The following is an 18,300-nucleotide window of genomic DNA, read 5'->3' as shown; positions in this document are numbered from 1 at the left end:
GCCATGGCCAGGTACGTCCCGGCCATTTTTCTTTGACAGGCCTATGTCTCGGAACGCTTCTCCGCTGTGCCCACGGCCAGCGCCATGGCCAGTGCAAAGGAGGCGGACAGGGACCGGAACGCGCCGAAATCCGCTTCCGCCACTTCGAGCCAGACATCCGCGTTGGTGACAAGCGGGCTGAACGCCGAGTCGGTGATCGCCACGACCGGGATGTTGCGCCGCGCGGCGATCGCCGCGAGGTCGGCCGTGACGGGTGAATAGGGCGTGAAGCTGATCGCCAGAACCGCATCCCGCTCCGTTGCGGTGGAGAGCTGTTCCGGACCGAGCTGGGCGATGTGATCGATGAGCATCGCCCGCACCCCGAGCTTGCCGAACGCATAGGCGCAGTAGGCCGAGACCGGGAAGACCCGGCGAGCACCGAGCAGATAGATCGTGTCCGCCTTGGCCAGGGTCTCGATGGCGCGCGACAGCTCTTCCGGACGCACCGAGCCGCGCATGCGATCGAGGGAAACGGCGGCCGCGTCGGCGAAGCCATCCAGAAGGGCTGTCGAGTGACCATGGCGTCCATCAGTGTTGCGCAGGACCCGCAGTCGCTCGCCGTAATCCGGAAACCGCTCTCTCAGTCGCGCGCGAAAAATCTGCTGGAGGTGAGAGAACCCATCATAGCCGATGCTCTTGGCAAAGCGCACCAGGGTGGAGGGCTGCACGCCCGCATGCTCGGCGATGCCGGCAACAGTGCCGAACGCCATCTCCTCCGGATGTTCGAGGGCGAAGGCGGCCAGCTGTTTCAAGCGTTTGGGCATGCTCTCGCGGCGGTTGAGCAGAAGCGCCCTGAGGCCATCGTAATCCTCAGGGGTCACGTCCGTTGCCGTTTCCGAACCGTCCTCCATCGTCCGCCCGCATACCTTTTCGCTCTACCTCAGGATGTGCGGGAGCTTGACACCGATCCCCTGAAAATGGAATAAAAATTCTAAAGATATAAACAAAAGGTCCAGCTGTTCCGTTTCGGAGGGCTTGGACTGGCAGAGGAAACGCCTGGGAACGGATGCTTCGAGACCCGAATCATTCGTTTTCCCTCTGCCAACTCCATCGCGCGGCTGTCAGCCGCAGCGTTCGTCGCGACCGGGCATCCGGGGCGATGCCAGAGAGAAGACCCATTGGGAGGAAACATATGAAATCGTTCGTCACAGGATTGGCTGCCGCCGCAGCCCTTGCGCTCGCGGTCGCAACTCCGGCCTCGGCGCAGCAAAGTTCCCGCATCATCGTGGTCAGCCACGGCCAGGCCAACGACCCGTTCTGGTCGGTGGTGAAGAACGGCGTGACGGCGGGCGGGCAGGACATGAAGGTCCAGGTCGATTATCGCGCGCCCGAGACTTTCGACATGGTGGCCATGGGCCAGCTCATCGACGCGGCGGTGAACCAGAAGCCGGCCGGTCTGATCGTCTCGATCCCCGACGCTTCGGCGCTCAGCGCATCCATCAAGAAAGCCGTCGCCGCAGGCATTCCGGTCATTTCCATGAATTCCGGCTCCGATGTGTCGAAGAGCCTCGGCGCGCTGCTTCATGTGGGCCAGGACGAGGTTGAGGCCGGGCGCATCGCGGGCGCAAAACTCAAGGAGATGGGTGGTAAGGTTGGCCTGTGCGTGAACCAGGAGGTCGGAAACGTATCCCTCGACCTGCGCTGCAAGGGCTTTACGGAAGGGTTCGGCGGCAAAGTGACCGTATTGCCGGTCTCCAACGATCCCGCGGACGTGCGCGCCAAGGTGAAGGCGGCAGTCGCCGCCGACGGCTCCGTCGATACGATTATGGCACTCGGGGCCGGTACGGCGGGCGAGCCGACGGTTGCGGCCGTGAAGGACGCCGGCAAGACGGGCGCCATCCGGGTCGCGACGTTCGACATGTCGGCCAACTTCCTCAAGTCGATCGCCGCCGGTGAGGCGGCTTTCGCCATCGATCAGCAGCAATACCTGCAAGGCTACCTGCCGGTCGTGTTCCTGGCGCTCAATGCCAAGTACGGTTTGATTCCCGGCGGCGATGTGCCTTCCGGCCCGAACCTGGTCACCAAGGAAAAAGCCGCTCAGGTGGTGGACCTTTCCGCCAAGGGCATCCGCTGATCATTGCCGGAGCCCGCGAGCATCCTCGCGGGCTCTTCTTCTTGAATGTCATTGTCCGGGGAGGCGTTCATGACGGATGTCAGCCAACCTACCGCAGATGTGACCACCGCTTCGGCTGCGCCTGTCAGCCGGGCTCGCGACGAGCGCCTCAAGGAGGCCTCGTTCCTGACCAAAACCATGCGCCGTCCGGAACTCGGGGCGCTGGCCGGTCTCATCCTGGTGACGATCTTTTTTCTCTCCACCGCCGATGCATCCATGTTCACGTTGGCGGGCATGATGAACGTGCTCACGCCCGCGTCACAGCTCGGCATCCTGGCCATTGCGGCCGCGCTTCTCATGATCGGCGGCGAGTTCGACCTTTCCATCGGGTCGATGGTGGCTTTCGCCGGCCTCATCTTCGGATCGTTCCTCATCCTCACCGGCTGGCCCCTGCTGCTCGCCATCGCGGCCACCTTCGCGGTGGCGGCGCTTCTCGGCGGCCTTAACGGACAGATCGTGATCCGCACGCGGCTGCCGTCCTTCATCGTCACGTTGGCGTTCCTGTTCATCCTGCGTGGCCTGTCCCTCGTGGGGCTCAAATGGGCTACCGGCGGGTCCACCCAGATGCGCGGCATCGGCGAGCAGGCAGGCGAAGGCCTCGTGCGGGAGATCTTCTCGGGCACGGCCCTGGAAGGGCTGTTCTCCTGGCTCGCAGCCCACGACGTCATCGCGAAGTTCCCGAACGGAACTCCTACCGTCACAGGCGTTCCCGTCTCCATCATCTGGTTCATCCTCGTGGCCGTGGTGGCCACGTGGCTCTTGCTTCGCACAAAGGCCGGCAATTGGATCTTCGCGTCGGGCGGCGACCCCAATGCGGCGCGCAACTCCGGCGTGCCGGTCGACCGGGTGAAGACGGCGCTCTTCATGCTCACGGCCTGCGCGGCGGCGCTCGTCGCCATTCTGACGGTGCTTGATGCGGGTTCGACTGATTCCCGGCGCGGCTTCCAGAAGGAGTTCGAGGCCATCATTGCGGCCGTGATCGGCGGATCGCTCCTGACGGGCGGCTACGGCTCGGCCATCGGGGCGTTCTTCGGCGCCATCATCTTCGGCATGGTGTCCATCGGACTCACTTACACGCGCTTCGATTCGGACTGGTTCCAGGTGTTCCTGGGCGCCATGCTGCTGCTCGCGGTGCTCTTCAACAACTACATCCGCCGCAAGGTCACGGGAGAGCGCTGATGGAAACCCATGCTCCTCTCATCGACATCCGCAACGTCGTCAAACATTTCGGCTCGGTGATCGCGCTCTCGGGTGTGTCGCTCACGGTCAATCGCGGCGAGGTGATGTGTCTGTTGGGCGACAACGGCGCCGGCAAATCGACCCTCATCAAGACCCTGGCCGGCGTTCACAAGCCGACCAGCGGCGAATTCCTGGTCGATGGCCAGCACGTCACGTTCACGAGCCCGCGGGACGCGCTCGATGCGGGCATCGCGACGGTCTACCAGGACCTCGCCATGATCCCGCTCATGTCGGTGACCCGCAACTTCTTCATGGGCCGCGAGCCCGTGAAAGGCTTCTGGCCCTTCCGCTACGTGGATTTCGATTATTGCGATGAGGTCACCCGCGAGGAGATGCACCGGATCGGCATCGACGTGCGCGATCCCAACCAGGCGGTCGGCACCCTGTCAGGCGGCGAGCGGCAATGTGTGGCCATCGCCCGCGCGGTCTATTTCGGCGCCAAGGTGCTGATCCTCGACGAGCCGACCTCGGCGCTCGGCGTGGCGCAAACCTCCATGGTGCTGAAATACATCCATCAGGTGCGCCAAAAGGGCCTCGGCGTGATCTTCATCACGCACAATGTCCGCCACGCTTACGCGGTCGGCGATCGCTTCACGGTGCTCAACCGGGGCAAGACGCTGGGCACTTATACGAAGTCTGGGATCCAGATCGAGGAGCTGCAGAACCTCATGGCCGGCGGCAAGGAATTGCAGGCGGTCTCGGCTGAACTCGGCGGAATGGTCTAGCTCCTTGAGACATGCCATGCCATGCGAAAACCCTACGAAGAGTAAGTTCGAGCAGTCATGAGAACAGGGCTCCGCATCATTGAAGTCTTGTCTCTTGCGTGGTGGCTTTTCGCACTCGGCGCAACCTTCCTTTTTAGCGCCTATCTCCCTCGTCGGCCTCTCTTCACGATCTCTGACAGTTGTTATCTGACCTCCGATTGGTTCGAAATTGTTGAATGTGGATCGACCTGGGGCCGCCACTTCTTAGGTGGTCTCCTCACTTGGGGGATGCTCTGGACAAGAAATATCGAGGATCTGATGGCTCTGACACCCTTGATCTCGATTTGGTTGGCATCTCTGTTTCTTGCATCAACTTGTATCTTCCGAGTTGCTTCAAAAATTTCGAGCGCATCAAGGGCTTGTTTCAGATGACGAGTATAGGCGTTGGCCTTATCGGCACGGGCTATATGGGCAAGTGCCACGCATTGGCTTGGAACGCAGTCGCGCCTGTCTTCGGCGATGTCGAGCGCCCGCGCCTCGCGGTACTGGCGGAGAGTTCGCAGGATCTTGCCGACAGGAAGGCGCGTGAACTCGGCTTCGACAGAAGCACTGGTGACTGGCGGTCGCTCGTATCCGATCCAACCGTCGACGTCGTCTCCATTACGACACCCAATGCATTCCATCCCGACATGGCGATTGCCGCGCTGGAAGCCGGCAAGCATGTCTGGTGCGAGAAGCCCATGGCGACAAAGCTTGCCGATGCTGAGCGGATGCTCGCCGCCGCCCGCGCGTCCGGCAAGGTCGCTGTGCTGGGCTACAACTACATCCAGAACCCCATCATCCGCCTGATCCGGCGTCTGCTCGACGAGGGCCGGATCGGAGATGTGAACCACGTCCGCCTGGAGATGGACGAGGATTTCATGGCGGACCCGGAGGAGCTTTTCTATTGGAAGAGCGAAGCAGCCTCCGGCCATGGGGCGCTCGACGATTTCGGCGTTCATGCGCTCAGCCTGATCTGGACGCTCTTCGGGGGCGTCCGCCGCGTTTGCGGTCACATGGCGAGGCCCTATGCGGACAGGCCCGTACAGGGAGGCGGCCGACGCGCGGTCGAGACTTACGATATCGCCACAACGCTGATTGAGCTGGAGAACGGCGCGTCCGGCGTCATCGCGCTGAACCGATCCGCCTGGGGCCGCAAGGGACGCATCTTCGTGCAGCTTTTCGGCCCGAAGGGCACCATCGTGTACGATCAGGAGCGCATGAACGAGGTGCAGCTATACACCACGGATGAGCCTAAGGAGACGCAAGGTTTCAGGACGATCCTCACCGCTCCGCACCACCCACCCTATGACAAGTTCATTCCAGCTCCAGGACATGGGCTAGGCTTCAATGAACTGAAGATCATCGAATGTCGGAAGCTGATCGGGCGTATCAGGGGCGAGGCCGCGACACTGATCGAGTTTGAGGACGGCATCCGCATCGAGCGCACGGTGGATGCTATCGCGCGCAGTGCGCATGCAGGGCACTGGGTGGACGTGCCTGCCGCTGCTGGCGAAGGCTTCGACGTAAAGCATCCCAAAACTGGTCGTTCCGGGGCCACGTAGCGGAGCCCGGAACCCATCAACGTCAGCGCTTCAGAAAAAAGGCGGCTCGCGTTCCAACACCACTTGCAGCGTCAGCGGCTATGGGTTCCGGGCTCTCGCTCTGCTCGCCCCGGAATGACGGTGGCGGCTTCTTCGCCTGGCATCCAGAATTCTTACGTCCCGTGCGCCCTCACCACCTCGAGGAATGCATCCGCATAACGATCAAGCTTCGCCTGACCGACGCCGTGAACCTCGCCGAAGGCTCGGGTGGTGGTCGGGCGCTTGGCCGCCATGTCGATGAGGCTGCGGTCGGAGAAGATCACATAGGCCGGAACGCCTTCCTCCTTGGCGAGGCGCGTGCGCAGCGCCTTGAGGTCGAGGAGCAGCGGATCGTCCGACGGCACGGCGGATTGCGCTTCCATGCGGGTGCGACGCCGACGGCGCTCGGCGGGCTTCATGAGAACGTCGGAGCGCAGCTCGATGCGCTCCTGGCCTTTGAGCACGGCGACGCCCCTGTCGGTGAGGGTCCAGCGTCCGTATTCGGCAATCTCCAGGCCGACGAGGCCGGCCGCATAGATCTGCCGCAGCAGGGAGCGCCACTCCGTCTTCGAACGATCGTTGCCGACCCCGAAGGTTTTCAGCTTGTCATGGCCGAAACGACGGATCGAATCCGTTTCCTCGCCCATCAGGATGCTGATCAGATGTTCGGTGCCGAAGCGCTCGCCCGTCCGCACGATGGCCGAGAGCAGCTTCTGCGCCTCGATGGTGCCGTCGAAGGACATGACGCCCTCGATGCACAGATCGCAATTACCGCAGGGCTCCGTCGTTTCGCCGAAATAGGCAAGCAGCGTCTGGCGGCGGCAGCGCGGCGCTTCGCACAGGGCCACCAGCGCGTTGAGGCGCTGGCGTTCCACCCGCTTCTGGTCGTCGGAGGCCTCGCTGTCCTCGATCTGCATACGGCGCAGGCGCATGTCGTCGAGGCCGTAGAGGGTGAGCGTGTCGGCGGCCGCCCCGTCGCGGCCGGCGCGGCCGATTTCCTGGTAGTAGGCCTCAATGGATTTCGGCAGGGCCGCATGGGCCACAAAGCGCACGTCTGGCTTGTCGATGCCCATGCCGAAGGCAACAGTCGCAACCATCACCACGCCGTCCTCCTGCAGGAAGATGTCCTGGTTCTTGGCGCGCTCTCCTTGAGCCATGCCCGCGTGATAGGGCAGGGCGCGGTAGCCGGCCTGGCTCAGCGAATCGGCCAGCCTCTCGGTGGCGTCCCGGGACGAGCAATAGACGATGCCGCTCTCGTAGCGGTGCTTGTCCAGGAAGGAGAAGAGCTGGCGTTTCATGCTCTCCTTGGCCTGCATGGCAAGGCGCAGGTTCGGCCGGTCGAAGCCATGGATGAACAGGCGCGGCTCCGTCTCGAACAGGCGGTGCATGATGTCGCCGCGCGTCGCCACGTCGGCGGTGGCCGTCAGGGCGATCGTCTGCACGCCGCCCAGGCGCCGGCGCACCTCGCCCAAGAGGGCGTATTCGGGCCGGAAGTCATGGCCCCACTGGGAAACGCAGTGAGCCTCGTCGATGGCCAGCAGACTGACACCGGAGCGACCGAGCCACTCGGTCGTGCCCGTATTGGCGAGACGCTCCGGCGATGCATAGAGGAGCCGCATGGTGCCGTCGCGCACCGCGTCGGCCACCCGCCGGTTCTCGGCCTGGTCGTTGGCGGAGTTGAGGCTCCCGGCCTCGATGCCGAAATGGCGCAGAGCCGCCACCTGGTCGCGCATGAGCGCGATGAGGGGCGACACCACAACCGTCAAGCCATTCCGCACGAGGGTGGGCAACTGATAGCAGAGCGACTTCCCGGCCCCGGTCGGCATGACGGCCAGCACGTCCTCGCCGCCCAGAACCGCGCGCACGATCTCCTCCTGTCCTTCGCGGAAGGACGGGAAGCCGAAGATGTCGTGGAGAATTTGCGCCGGATCAGTCACGTGTGCCGTGTGGCCGAGGCAGGACTCTGCGTCAATGCGGCAATGGGAATCTTAAGGTGGTCCAACGCCCCTCTTGCGGCCGCGATCCCGGTGGCGAAGGCGGCCTGGAGGAGATAGCCCCCCGTAGGGGCCTCCCAATCCAACATCTCGCCGGAGACGAAAACACCGGGCAGGCGGCGCAGCATCAGGTGCTCATCGACCTCGGAAAACGAGACGCCGCCCGCCGTGGAAATGGCCCTGTCCAGGGGTTTCACCCCCGTCAGCCGCAAGGGCACGGCCTTGATCAGGCGGGCCAGCTCGTCCGCCTCGCTGGGCAGAGTCAAGCTCGCTTCCCGTAAGAGAGCGATCCCGACCGGCGGCAATCCGGCGGCTTTACGCAAGAACGTGGACGTGGACTGTCCTTTGCGCGGGGCTTTGAGGCGATTCGCCAGAGCCTCCGACGAGAGGTCCGGCCGCAGGTCGAGGAAGAGCGTAGCCTCGCCAACGCGCTCCAACGCATCGCGCAACCGTGCCGAAAGGGCATAAACCGCGCCACCCTCGATTCCGTCCGCTGTCAGAATGGCCTCTCCGCGCACCGTCGTGTTCTCGAAGGTCAGGGCAAGCCGCTTCAACGGCTCGCCCTCGTGGCGGCTGCGAATCACCTCGGACCAGGGAACGGTGAAGCCCATATTCGACGGGCGAAGCACCGATACGGCAACGCCCCGCTCCTTCAGAAAGTCCGTCCAACGTCCATCCGAACCGAGCCGGGGCCAGCTCGCCCCGCCAAGCGCCAGGATGGTCGCATCGGGCTTGGCCGTCACCGTCTCGCCCCCTGGCCCGGCGAAGGTCAGGGCGCCGTCCTCGTTCCAGCCCTGCCAGCGGTAGCGCAGGGCGAACCGGACGCCGAGCTGTTCCAGCCGCGACAGCCAAGCGCGCAGGAGGGGCGAAGCCTTGAAGGACTTGGGGAAGATCCGCCCGCTTGAACCGACGAAGGTCTCTTGGCCCAGCTCCTCACACCAAGCGCGCAGGTCCTCGGGCCGAAACCTCTCGAGCATGGGCCGCAGCCGCGGCTCCGCTTCAGCATAGCGGCCGACGAAACGCGCGAAGTCCTCGCTGTGGGTGAGATTCAGGCCCCCGCGCCCCGCCATGAGCAGCTTGCGGCCGACCGAGGGCATCTGGTCGTAGACAGTGGCCGCGACCCCTGCCTTTCTCAGGATTTCCACCGCAATCAGCCCGGCGGGGCCGCCGCCGATGATGGCGACGTTGGAATGGGATGGTGGCGGGAGCATGCGATCAGCTGACGCGGCGAAGGTTTTGCCAAGGGTTCTGGACCCTGCGCCTGCCGCATGGCATGCAGCGGCATCGGGCCTGTGCTTCTGCACATGACCGCCACGGGCATTTTTTTCAAGGGGAGCGGCGCCGAACGCCGCCCGCAAGGGGAATTCGATGCGGACCGTCTCGTTTTGTCTTCTGGCCGCCTTGGCGCTCGCCGGCTGCGCCACCGAATCGTCGCTGACGAGCCAGCACGCCGTTCTGGCAACCTCGACTTCCGATGCTGCTACCGCGGCGTCCCTCATTTCAGCCTACCGGGTGTCCCAGGGCCTGAGTCCTGTTATGGTCGATTCGCAGCTCAACAAAGCCGCCGAGCATCAGGCGCGGGTGGTGGCGGCGGCCGGCAAGCTCAGTCACGGCAATTTCGCGAGCCGCATGGATCAGTACGGCATTGCCGGCTACTCGGCCGAGAACCTGTCCGCGGGTTCTTCATCGGTGGACGGCGCGGTGAGTCGCTGGAAGGCTTCGCCCGGCCACAACAGCAATCTTCTCATGCCGCAGGCCCGCAAGATCGGCCTCGCAAGGGCCGACGCCAAGGGCGGCTATGGCCGCTACTGGGCACTCGTTCTCGGGCAGTAGGTTCCGGCACAAAGACGGCGGCTGCGCGTTAGAGGGATACCTCCTCAGTTCGCGCACCCATGACCCATCAACAAATTCTCGCCTTCGCCATCGTCGCCGGAATGATGGCTCTCTTCGTGTGGGGGCGTTTTCGCTACGATCTGGTAGCGGCCTTGTCCCTGCTGGCGGCCGTGCTGGTCGGCATCGTTCCGGCCGACAAGGCCTTTTCCGGCTTCAGCGATGACATCGTCATCATCGTGGCGAGCGCGCTCCTGGTCAGCGCCGCGGTTGCAAAATCGGGGGTGCTCGAGGCCGGCCTGAACCGGATCGGTCCCTATCTGCGCACGACCCAGCTTCAGATCGCCGTGCTCGTCGGGGTGGTGACGGTGCTGTCGGCCTTCGTGAAGAACATCGGCGCACTCGCCATGATGATTCCGGTGGCTTTCCAAATCGCGCGGCGCACGAACACGCCGCCATCGAGCTTCCTCATGCCTATGGCGTTCGGCTCGCTGCTTGGCGGGATCGTGACGCTGGTGGGCACTTCGCCGAACATCATCGTTTCGCGCGTCCGGCAGGAATTGATCGGCGAGCCGTTCGGCATGTTCGACTTCACGCCCGTCGGCTTGGGCATTGCGGTGCTTGGTGTCATCTTCCTGACGTTCGGTTACCGCCTGCTGCCGCAAGGCCGCAAAGGCGCAGCCTCCCTGGACGATGCGCTCAACATCAAGAATTACGTCACCGAAGCGCGCGTCGCCCCCGAATCCGACATCATCGGGCAGACCGTCGCGGATCTGCGCAAGCTTGCGAATGACGAGGTCAAGGTCTCGGCCATCATCCGCAAGGAGACTCGCAGCTCCAGCCCCCTGCCGGACGCCATGATCCGCGAGGATGACGTGCTTCTGCTGGAAGGTGAGCCGGATGCCCTGGAAAGCGCCGTTTCCCGGGCGGGCCTGAAGCTCAGCCGGGAGCATCGTCAGCCGGAGACCGACGAGGCTACCGACGAAATCGGCGTCATCGAAGCGATCGTCGGACCCAACTCGGTTCTGACCGGAGCTTCGGCGGAGCGCCTTGCGCTCTATGAGCGCTATCACGTCAACCTCCTGGCGGTCAGCCGAAGCGGGCAGCGCTTCACGGAGCGCCTGCGCACGATCAATCTGCGCTCGGGCGACGTGATCGTGCTGCAGGGCAACCTCAAGAAGCTGCCGGACACCTTGCAGGAACTCGGATGCCTGCCTCTGGCGGAGCGCACCATTCGCCTCGGGAGCGCCCGCAGAAGCCTGCTTCCGATCCTGATCCTCGCTGGCGCCATGGTATTGGTGGCGTTCGATCTTCTGCCGGTGGCGATCGCCTTCTTTGGAGCAGGGGTTCTTCTCGTCCTGTTCGGCTCGCTGACCCTGCGGGAGGCCTACGAAACCATCGAGTGGCCGATCATCGTCATGCTCGGCGCGCTCATTCCAGTCAGCGAGGCGATCCGCACCACGGGGGGAACGGACCTTATCGCAGCGTGGCTCTCATCAGCCGCCAACATGCTGCCGCCAACCGGGGCGCTCGTGCTCATCATGGTGGCCGCTATGGCGGTGACGCCGTTTCTCAACAACGCCGCGACCGTGCTGGTGATGGCGCCCATCGCGGCAAGCTTCGCCAGCCAGCTCGGTTTCAGGCCCGACGCGTTCCTGATGGCGGTGGCGATCGGCGCGGCCTGCGACTTTCTCACGCCCATTGGGCATCAGTGCAACACCCTCGTCATGGGGCCGGGGGGCTACCGGTTCGGGGATTACTGGCGGCTCGGCCTTCCGCTTTCGGTCCTGGTCGTGGTTGTGGGCACACCCCTCATCATGCTGTTCTGGCCGCTAAACTGAGAAACGCGGCCTGAGAGCCCATTTTCCGTTCGATTGGATTGGCCGGATCTATCGCAGGGCCGCTGTCAGCAAGAGGGTCGTCCCGGCGGCCGACGACGCGACCGCGACGATCATGGCCCAGCAATGGAGCCGGTCGCGCTCCTCCTGGTTCAGGAGGGGGCGGATCCGCGAATCCGAGCGCCCGAAGATGAAGCTGCTGTTGCGCGCCGGCCTGGGCGAGGCAGGCATGATGCTGAAGCTCGATCGGCCGTCGGGACGCATCCGCATGGCGCGCGCATTGTCCGTCCGGAACGAATGGTCGTAAAAGGCTTGCGGATCCATGGCCTGCGCAACGTTGAGGAAACATGTCATGGCCGTGAGCCTCGCCCTGAAGGCGTGAATGCGAAGTAAAGCTGCGTGAGAACCCGGGATCGTCGTAAACCAAACCTTGCCAGCAGACAGCGCGCCGATGGTTTACAACTCGTAAACGTGTGAGCTGAAACTCTGTTATCCAATGGTTTTCTTCCCGTCGAAGCCCGATGGCCACAGAAAACGGGTCGATGGGCTGCCTGGAACGTGGCAAGGCTGGCCTGAAACCGGGAAATGTCACGATGCCATCAGCATCCATCCACAAGACCATGACGGCGTCCGACTGGGGGCTCCTGATCATCCTGTCCGTCCTCTGGGGCGGGTCCTTCCTGTTCATCGGGATCGCCGTCAAGGAACTGCCTCCCCTGACGATCGTCGCGTCCCGCATCGCCCTGGCGGCCGCAGCCCTGTATCTGATCCTGCGCGTGACGGGGGCCTCGCTGCCGCAAGGGCGGCAGGTCTGGGCGGCCTTTCTGGGCATGGGAATCCTCAACAACGTGATCCCAATGAGCCTGATCGTCTGGGGGCAGGGCCACATCACGAGCGGATCGGCCTCCATCCTCAACGCCACGACACCGCTTTTCACCGTTCTGGTGGCCCATGTTCTGACCGTTGACGAACGCCTGACGCGGCAGCGCTTCATCGGGGTGATCGTCGGCTTCGCCGGGGTGGCGGTGATGATCGGCGCGGCCGCTTTTCAGGCGTGGAATGTCAGCATTCCGGCGCAGCTCGCGGTTCTGGCGGCGGCCCTTTCCTATGCGTTCGCAGGGGTATTCGGTCGTCGCTTCAGAGCGATGGGAATCGCGCCGCTCGCCACTGCGGCCGGGCAGGTAACGGCGTCCAGCGCCATTCTGCTTCCCTTGAGCTTCATCATCGACCGTCCCTGGTCTCTGCCGGCTCCGAGCGGAGGCGCCGTCCTGTCCCTGGTGGGGCTGGCTCTCGTGTCGACTGCGCTCGCGTATATCCTGTTCTTTCGCCTGCTTGCGCGGGCGGGCGCCACCAATGCCGGGCTGGTGACGTTCCTGATTCCGGTGAGCGCCGTCCTGCTCGGAACCATGTTTCTCGGGGAAACCCTGGAAGTCCGGCACATGGCCGGAATGGCCCTGATCAGCGCAGGGCTTCTCCTGATCGACGGCCGTCTGATCCCGGCCGTTGCGGGCGCAATCAGCGCGAGGAGGCCGGCGACGCGCGGAAATGGTTGAACATCATGTCCGGCGCGCTGGTGTTGTGGCGCGATGGCAGGAGGCGTCCCATCCACACGTCGGTTGCTCTAGCGCGATCGAAAGTCATGATCGGCTCCTCGCGCCAGGACCGGGCTTTCTCCTCCCGGGACGCGATGCGGGCAACGTCGGCGTTGAACTCGGTGACGTACATGGAGCGCAGGGTCGCGAAGGGCTGATCCTTCACGGCTTGGCCGAGATCCACCTCCAGGGTGAGGCGGTCCTCGGTCAGTTCCTTCATGAGGACCGTCGCCGTTCCTCCCTTGGCCAGGGTGAGGGTGAAAGTCATGGTCTTGGGGTCGAAAGCCACATCCTTCAGGTTCACCACCGGGCGAACATCCATGTCGACGGGGCCGACCAGGAACGAGGACCCGTAGGCGCTCTGTCCCAGATGGGCAGGCGGCAGCGGGCGGATGCGCCAATAGCCGTCCCCCGGATAGAGCACCAGCACCTCGTCGATCCGGTCCTTCCGGCGCTTGAGGATCTGCATCATGTGGATGTCGCGCTCGACCCGGTCGCCGACCCGCACCGTCACATCGCTCGGACGCCAGAATTGGCTGTAGGACAGGCCGATAACCTGAAGATCGGCATTCTCGAACAGCGTCATCATCTTGGGGTGGGGATGATTCGACGTTTCGGCCGAAATGTCCTCGCAGGCCGTCCAGTCCGGTGCCCAGCGGTCTTCGCGCAAGGTGCCCATATAGGCCGGATGCACAGCCTCGATCCGGAAGTGACGCACCTCCGGCGACGCGAAGTTGATGGAAACGTTGTCCTTCTCGGCGCAGAGCACGGGCTCGCTCCCGTTCGTCACATCGACCGCCAAGCCATCGAGCGTGGCGGCGCCTGCGGGAGACGCGGCGCTCAGGAATCCGAGGATTGCAACGCGGAAAAGCCAGTTTTGCATCATGGGGAATTCTTCATCCGGGCTTGCAGGCGGCGGCGTGTGCATGGGAGACCGCACAGATACTCCTCTCCGGCTTAGCCGTCGAGCTGAACAATATCCCGTCGCCGCGCCTGTTGACCGGACATGGCAGCCATCCCATCTCAGGCGTTAGGGATCGCCTAGAGCCTGTGATAAGGTGCCTCTTGTCCGGAAGCTTGGCTTGAGGCGGCTCGTTCCGCAGGGGATGTTCCTCCGCACAAGGCCGGTTCGCCTGAGTTTTATGAAGATGATGCGCCTTGTCCTGAGCCTGTCCGATGATCCCTCCACCACTTCGGTCGAGCGGGCCATTGCCGAATTCCGCAGTGCGCGCCCGGTCGTCATCGACGGGCCGGCCGCAAGCGCACTCGTGATCGGCGTGGAAGAGCTGGACGAGGCCATGGGCGCAGAGCTCGAGACCGTGGCTGGGGGGCATGCCCATCTGGTACTGCCTCCCGCGCGGCTGCGCCGCCTGGGTCTTGATCGGAATACGCCTGCGCGCGTGGCGCTGCCGGCCGTGGACAGGGCTCGGATCGAGCATCTCGCTCTCAAGATCGATGGCCGAATCGATGCGCCGGTTCGCCCCATCGGCCCGCTGGACGATGAGGCCCTTGAACTCGCCCGCCTGTCCCTCGTCCTGCCCGCCGTGGTGGTGGTGCCATTGGGCGCGGGCATCGAAATCGATCCGTCGCTGGTTCGCGTGTCGGCTTCCGCCGTCCGGGAGTACCGCCGGGCGAAGGCGATGGACCTGAAGATCGTCAGCCGCGCCCCGGTGCCGCTCGAAGGTGCGCCCGCGAGCGAGTTCGTGGTGTTCCGCGGCGGCGAGGGCCTGCGGGACCAGGTGGCGGTCATCGTCGGGAAACCCGATCTGTCCGAGCCCGTGACGGTGCGCCTGCATTCCGCCTGCCTGACCGGAGACCTCTTCGGCAGCCTCAAATGCGATTGCGGCGACCAGCTGCGCAACACCGTGCGCCACATGGCCCAGAACGAGGGCGGAATCCTGCTCTATCTCGACCAGGAGGGGCGTGGAAACGGCATCGCCAACAAGATCCGCGCCTACAAGCTTCAGGCTCAAGGCTACGACACCTATGACGCCGACGAAGTTCTCGGATTTGATGCGGACCAGCGCCGCTTCGATTTCGCCGCCGGAATGCTCAAGCAGCTCGGCGCGACGACAGTGCGGGTCATGACCAACAACCCGGAAAAGCTCAGCGCCCTGCGTGAAGCCGGCCTCGAGGTCATTTCCGATCACCGGGTCCTCGGCCGCCCGACGCCGGAGAACGTCAGCTACCTGGCGTCCAAGCGGGACCGCGCGGGCCATTACATCGACATCGAAGGCCTGCTCGCCTCCTCGATGAAGGATTGAGATGCCGCTTCCGTAGCGGCATTTTTCGTCTAAAGCCCAATATGCGCCAACCTCGGGTGACCTAACTTCCTCTTCAGCGGCTGGACCCGCTCGCCTGGCCGCTTTCAAGCACGAACAACCGGTTCGCCGGTAAGTTTGAGGAATGCGCCCATGTGGAGCCAGGTCTACAACCCATTCGGGAGCGCGGTGATCTCGACCATCGTCGCCGCCCTGCCGATCGTCTGCCTGCTGGGGCTGATCGCCTTCGCCAAGATGCAGGCTCATATCGCCGCCGTCATCACCCTTGTCCTGTCGCTGGTGATCGCCATCTTCGCCTTCGGAATGCCCAGCATGATGGCCCTCGAGGCTGCGGGCTTCGGAGCTCTGACCGGCCTCTTTCCCATCGGCTGGATCATCATCAACGTGATCTTTCTCTACCGGCTGACCGTTGAGAACGGCTCGTTCCAGACCCTGCAGGATTCGATTGCCGGCATCACCACGGACCGACGCCTGCAGCTGCTTCTGGTGGCGTTCGCGTTCGGGGCGTTCTTCGAAGGGGCGGCAGGTTTCGGCACGCCGGTCGCCGTGACCGGCGCCATCCTGATCGGCCTTGGGTTCTCGCCCCTTGCGGCCTCGGGCCTGTCGCTGATCGCCAACACGGCTCCGGTCGCCTATGGGGCGCTCGGTACGCCCATCGTGACGCTGGGGGCCGTAACGGGGCTCGATCCGATCGCCCTCGGGGCGATGGCGGGACGCCAACTCCCGTTCTTCTCTCTCATCGTGCCGTTCTGGCTGATCTGGGCCTTCGCAGGCTGGCGCGGCATGATGCAGATCTGGCCCGCCATCCTGATTTGCGGCGTCTCCTTCGCCATTCCGCAATTCGTTGTCTCCAACTATCACGGGCCGTGGCTGGTGGACGTCGTCGCGTCCCTCGTGTCCATGGGGTGCCTGGTGGCGTTCCTGAAGGTCTGGCATCCTGCCGCGATCTGGACAAGCCCGGCTTTGCGCAACGGCGCTGAACTCGCGACCGCGGGTGGACCATCGTCTTTGGGCGCAGCATCCACGTCTGCGAGCCTGGGAAGACCCCGTCACAGCCCCGGCGTCGTCTTCAGGGCTTGGCTGCCCTGGATCATCCTCTGCGCCTTCGTGTTCGTGTGGGGCACGCAGACCTTCAAAGATATCGTCAATCCCTTGTTCTTCCCGAAATGGACGTTCGAGGGTCTGCACAACATGGTGCTGAAGGTGCCTCCGGTGGTGCCGAAGCCAACTCCCGAGGGCGCCGTCTACAACTTCAACATCCTCACCATGACCGGCACAGGCATCCTGCTGGCGGCCATCGTGTCCGGTCTTGTGATGAAATACTCGCCCCTGAGGCTCATCCGGGCCTACGGCGAAACCCTGTGGGTGGTGCGCTACTCGCTGGTCACCATCGCGGCGATGCTCGCGCTCGGCACGCTCACCCGCTATTCCGGCGTAGACGCGACGCTGGGTCTTGCCTTTGCGCAGACCGGGTTCTTCTACCCGTTCTTCGCCGCGATGCTGGGGTGGCTGGGTGTTGCCTTGACCGGGTCCGACACGGCCTCGAACGTGCTCTTCGGCAACCTGCAGAAGATCACAGCAGGGCAGTTGGGACTGTCCGAGATCCTTATGTGCGCATCCAACTCAACGGGCGGCGTCATGGGCAAGATGATCGACGCCCAGTCCATCGTGGTCGCGTCCACGGCCACCAACTGGTTCGGGCACGAGGGTGAAATCCTGCGCTTTGTATTCTGGCATTCCATCGCGCTCGCGTCGCTGGTCGGCGGGCTCGTGATGTTGCAGGCCTATGTGTATCCGTTCACGGCCATGGTCGTGCAGTGACGGATGGGTTCAGTCGCCGCCGGCGATGTCCGGCGGCGACCGCAAGGCTTTCTATCGGGCCGGCATGCCGGTCTCGATGATCTTGGCCCAGAGCGAGACCCCATAGGGAGCCGCTTCGTCGTTGAAGTTGTAGGCCTCGTGATGAAGGCCGGCGGATTCGCCGTTGCCGACGAAGATGTAGGCGCCGGGCCGTTCATTGAGCATGAAGGAAAAATCCTCTGCGCCCATCATGGGCGGCGGGGTGGTGTCGACCGCCTGCTCGCCCACGAGGGCCTTCGCCACCTCGACCATGAAGGCGGTCTTCGCCGGGTCGTTCATGGTGACCGGGTAGCCGCGCACGTAGTCGACAGTGGCGGTCGCCCCGAAGGCGGCGCAAACGTTCTGGGCAATGGTCGCGATGCGAGCCTCGCAGAGGTCCTGAACGGCAGGCGACAGGGTGCGCACGGTGCCGAGAAGCGTTGCCGTCTGCGGGATCACGTTGAAGGCGTCGCCCGCCTTGACCGAGCACACCGACACGACCGCCGATTCCAGGGGATCGACGTTGCGGGAGGCGATCGTCTGCAGAGACGTGATCACATGGGCGGCGACCACCACAGTGTCGATGCCGTCATGGGGGCGGGCCGCATGGCCGCCCTTGCCTTCGATCGTGATGGTGAAGCGGTCCGCCGCCGCCATCATGGCGCCGGGACGGATGGCGAAATGGCCGAGCGGCATGCCCGGCATGTTGTGCATGCCGTAGACCTCCTGCACGCCGAAGCGCTCCATGAGGCCATCCTTCACCATGGCGTCGCCGCCGCCGCCGCCTTCCTCCGCCGGTTGGAAGATCACCACCGCGGTTCCGTCGAAGTTGCGGGTCTCGGCCAGGTACTTGGCGGCTCCCAGCAGCATGGCCGTATGGCCGTCATGGCCGCAGGCATGCATGAGGCCAGGGGTTTTCGACTTGTAGGGGACGTTCGTGGCTTCCACGATGGGCAGGGCGTCCATGTCGGCCCGGAGGCCGATCACCTTGCCCGAACCGGTCGCGCGGCCCTTGATGACGCCGACGACGCCGGTCTGGCCCAGTCCGGTCACCACCTCGTCGCAACCGAAGGCCCTCAGCTTATCGGCGACAATCCCGGCGGTCCGGTGAACGTCGAAGAGCAGCTCGGGATTCTCATGGAAGTCCCTGCGCCAGGCGGTGATCTCATCGGCAAGATCGGCGACACGATTGATGATCGGCATGAAAA

The 18,300-nt window shown here is 64.1% G+C and carries 15 protein-coding genes; 9 read left to right on the top strand and 6 right to left on the bottom strand.

The window, feature by feature from the left end; genetic code table 11:
- Positions 1-41: 41 nt before the first annotated feature.
- Positions 42-890, bottom strand: a complete 849-nt coding sequence (locus tag DRB19_RS18785; protein ID WP_114187560.1) for a MurR/RpiR family transcriptional regulator — start codon at positions 888-890, stop codon at positions 42-44.
- A 281-nt stretch (positions 891-1,171) separates the two neighbouring features.
- Between DRB19_RS18785 and DRB19_RS18780 the strand changes: the two genes are divergently transcribed.
- The 4 genes from DRB19_RS18780 (at position 1,172) to DRB19_RS18765 (ending at position 5,699) form a co-directional block, all read left to right on the top strand.
- Positions 1,172-2,113 (top strand): sugar ABC transporter substrate-binding protein, encoded by a 942-nt coding sequence (locus DRB19_RS18780; protein ID WP_114187559.1) that lies wholly within the window; start codon positions 1,172-1,174, stop codon positions 2,111-2,113.
- Positions 2,114-2,182: 69 nt separating this feature from the next.
- Positions 2,183-3,331: an ABC transporter permease gene (locus DRB19_RS18775; protein WP_114187558.1), complete on the top strand. Its 1,149-nt coding sequence runs from the start codon at positions 2,183-2,185 to the stop codon at positions 3,329-3,331.
- A complete protein-coding gene (locus tag DRB19_RS18770) occupies positions 3,331-4,116 on the top strand; it encodes an ATP-binding cassette domain-containing protein (RefSeq protein ID WP_114187557.1) in 786 nt (261 codons plus the stop codon). The genes DRB19_RS18775 and DRB19_RS18770 overlap by 1 nt, the downstream gene beginning before the upstream one ends.
- Positions 4,117-4,523: 407 nt before the next feature.
- A complete protein-coding gene (locus DRB19_RS18765; RefSeq protein ID WP_114187575.1) occupies positions 4,524-5,699 on the top strand; it encodes a Gfo/Idh/MocA family protein in 1,176 nt (391 codons plus the stop codon).
- A 152-nt stretch (positions 5,700-5,851) separates the two neighbouring features.
- Here the strand turns inward: DRB19_RS18765 and recQ are convergent, their stop codons facing one another.
- Together recQ and DRB19_RS18755 are read right to left on the bottom strand one after the other, a co-directional pair.
- Entirely contained in the window at positions 5,852-7,654 is a 1,803-nt protein-coding gene (gene recQ / locus DRB19_RS18760; RefSeq protein WP_114187556.1) for a DNA helicase RecQ, read from the bottom strand.
- Positions 7,651-8,922: a BaiN/RdsA family NAD(P)/FAD-dependent oxidoreductase gene (locus tag DRB19_RS18755; protein ID WP_114187574.1), complete on the bottom strand. Its 1,272-nt coding sequence runs from the start codon at positions 8,920-8,922 to the stop codon at positions 7,651-7,653. Before DRB19_RS18755 ends, recQ begins: the two co-directional genes overlap by 4 nt.
- Positions 8,923-9,247: 325 nt before the next feature.
- On the opposite strand from DRB19_RS18755, the gene DRB19_RS31215 reads away from it, so the two are divergent.
- Positions 9,248-9,544 (top strand): CAP domain-containing protein, encoded by a 297-nt coding sequence (locus tag DRB19_RS31215; RefSeq protein WP_245439654.1) that lies wholly within the window; start codon positions 9,248-9,250, stop codon positions 9,542-9,544.
- A gap of 59 nt (positions 9,545-9,603) precedes the next feature.
- Positions 9,604-11,382 (top strand): SLC13 family permease, encoded by a 1,779-nt coding sequence (locus tag DRB19_RS18745; RefSeq protein ID WP_114187554.1) that lies wholly within the window; start codon positions 9,604-9,606, stop codon positions 11,380-11,382.
- 48 nt (positions 11,383-11,430) lie between these two features.
- On the opposite strand, the gene DRB19_RS18740 is transcribed toward DRB19_RS18745, so the two are convergent.
- Positions 11,431-11,733, bottom strand: coding sequence for a hypothetical protein (locus DRB19_RS18740; protein ID WP_114187553.1), 303 nt, complete (start codon positions 11,731-11,733; stop codon positions 11,431-11,433).
- Positions 11,734-11,972: 239 nt separating this feature from the next.
- Between DRB19_RS18740 and DRB19_RS18735 the strand changes: the two genes are divergently transcribed.
- Entirely contained in the window at positions 11,973-12,932 is a 960-nt protein-coding gene (locus tag DRB19_RS18735) for a DMT family transporter (RefSeq protein ID WP_245439653.1), read from the top strand.
- Here DRB19_RS18735 and DRB19_RS18730 read toward each other — a convergent pair.
- Entirely contained in the window at positions 12,895-13,857 is a 963-nt protein-coding gene (locus DRB19_RS18730) for a hypothetical protein (RefSeq protein ID WP_114187552.1), read from the bottom strand. The genes DRB19_RS18735 and DRB19_RS18730 overlap by 38 nt on opposite strands.
- A 265-nt stretch (positions 13,858-14,122) precedes the next feature.
- Here DRB19_RS18730 and ribA point away from each other — a divergent pair, with 265 nt between their 5' ends.
- The gene (gene ribA, locus DRB19_RS18725; protein ID WP_114187572.1) at positions 14,123-15,235 is read left to right on the top strand and encodes a GTP cyclohydrolase II RibA; all 1,113 of its coding nucleotides are present in this window, start codon (positions 14,123-14,125) and stop codon (positions 15,233-15,235) included.
- Between the two features lie 150 nt (positions 15,236-15,385).
- Positions 15,386-17,074 (top strand): L-lactate permease, encoded by a 1,689-nt coding sequence (locus tag DRB19_RS18720; RefSeq protein ID WP_114187551.1) that lies wholly within the window; start codon positions 15,386-15,388, stop codon positions 17,072-17,074.
- 51 nt (positions 17,075-17,125) lie between these two features.
- Here DRB19_RS18720 and DRB19_RS18715 read toward each other — a convergent pair whose 3' ends face one another.
- Complete coding sequence (locus DRB19_RS18715; protein WP_114187550.1) at positions 17,126-18,295, bottom strand: M20 aminoacylase family protein; 1,170 nt, start codon at positions 18,293-18,295, stop codon at positions 17,126-17,128.
- Between the last annotated feature and the right edge of the window lie 5 nt (positions 18,296-18,300).

The organism is Microvirga aerophila, from assembly GCF_003332305.1.
In the GTDB taxonomy this organism is placed as follows: domain Bacteria; phylum Pseudomonadota; class Alphaproteobacteria; order Rhizobiales; family Beijerinckiaceae; genus Microvirga; species Microvirga aerophila.
Note: the sequence above shows the minus strand (reverse complement) of the source record. Positions and strands in the feature narration are given on the sequence as shown.

What these genes read in the sequence shown, in the direction of transcription:
- DRB19_RS18785 (WP_114187560.1), bottom strand. Translation starts at nt 890, where the DNA reads ATGGAGGACGGTTCGGAAACGGCAACGGACGTGACCCCTGAGGATTAC.
- DRB19_RS18780 (WP_114187559.1), top strand. Translation starts at nt 1,172, where the DNA reads ATGAAATCGTTCGTCACAGGATTGGCTGCCGCCGCAGCCCTTGCGCTC.
- DRB19_RS18775 (WP_114187558.1), top strand. Translation starts at nt 2,183, where the DNA reads ATGACGGATGTCAGCCAACCTACCGCAGATGTGACCACCGCTTCGGCT.
- DRB19_RS18770 (WP_114187557.1), top strand. Translation starts at nt 3,331, where the DNA reads ATGGAAACCCATGCTCCTCTCATCGACATCCGCAACGTCGTCAAACAT.
- DRB19_RS18765 (WP_114187575.1), top strand. Translation starts at nt 4,524, where the DNA reads ATGACGAGTATAGGCGTTGGCCTTATCGGCACGGGCTATATGGGCAAG.
- DRB19_RS18755 (WP_114187574.1), bottom strand. Translation starts at nt 8,922, where the DNA reads ATGCTCCCGCCACCATCCCATTCCAACGTCGCCATCATCGGCGGCGGC.
- DRB19_RS31215 (WP_245439654.1), top strand. Translation starts at nt 9,248, where the DNA reads ATGGTCGATTCGCAGCTCAACAAAGCCGCCGAGCATCAGGCGCGGGTG.
- DRB19_RS18745 (WP_114187554.1), top strand. Translation starts at nt 9,604, where the DNA reads ATGACCCATCAACAAATTCTCGCCTTCGCCATCGTCGCCGGAATGATG.
- DRB19_RS18740 (WP_114187553.1), bottom strand. Translation starts at nt 11,733, where the DNA reads ATGACATGTTTCCTCAACGTTGCGCAGGCCATGGATCCGCAAGCCTTT.
- DRB19_RS18735 (WP_245439653.1), top strand. Translation starts at nt 11,973, where the DNA reads ATGCCATCAGCATCCATCCACAAGACCATGACGGCGTCCGACTGGGGG.
- DRB19_RS18730 (WP_114187552.1), bottom strand. Translation starts at nt 13,857, where the DNA reads ATGATGCAAAACTGGCTTTTCCGCGTTGCAATCCTCGGATTCCTGAGC.
- ribA (WP_114187572.1), top strand. Translation starts at nt 14,123, where the DNA reads ATGCGCCTTGTCCTGAGCCTGTCCGATGATCCCTCCACCACTTCGGTC.
- DRB19_RS18720 (WP_114187551.1), top strand. Translation starts at nt 15,386, where the DNA reads ATGTGGAGCCAGGTCTACAACCCATTCGGGAGCGCGGTGATCTCGACC.
- DRB19_RS18715 (WP_114187550.1), bottom strand. Translation starts at nt 18,295, where the DNA reads ATGCCGATCATCAATCGTGTCGCCGATCTTGCCGATGAGATCACCGCC.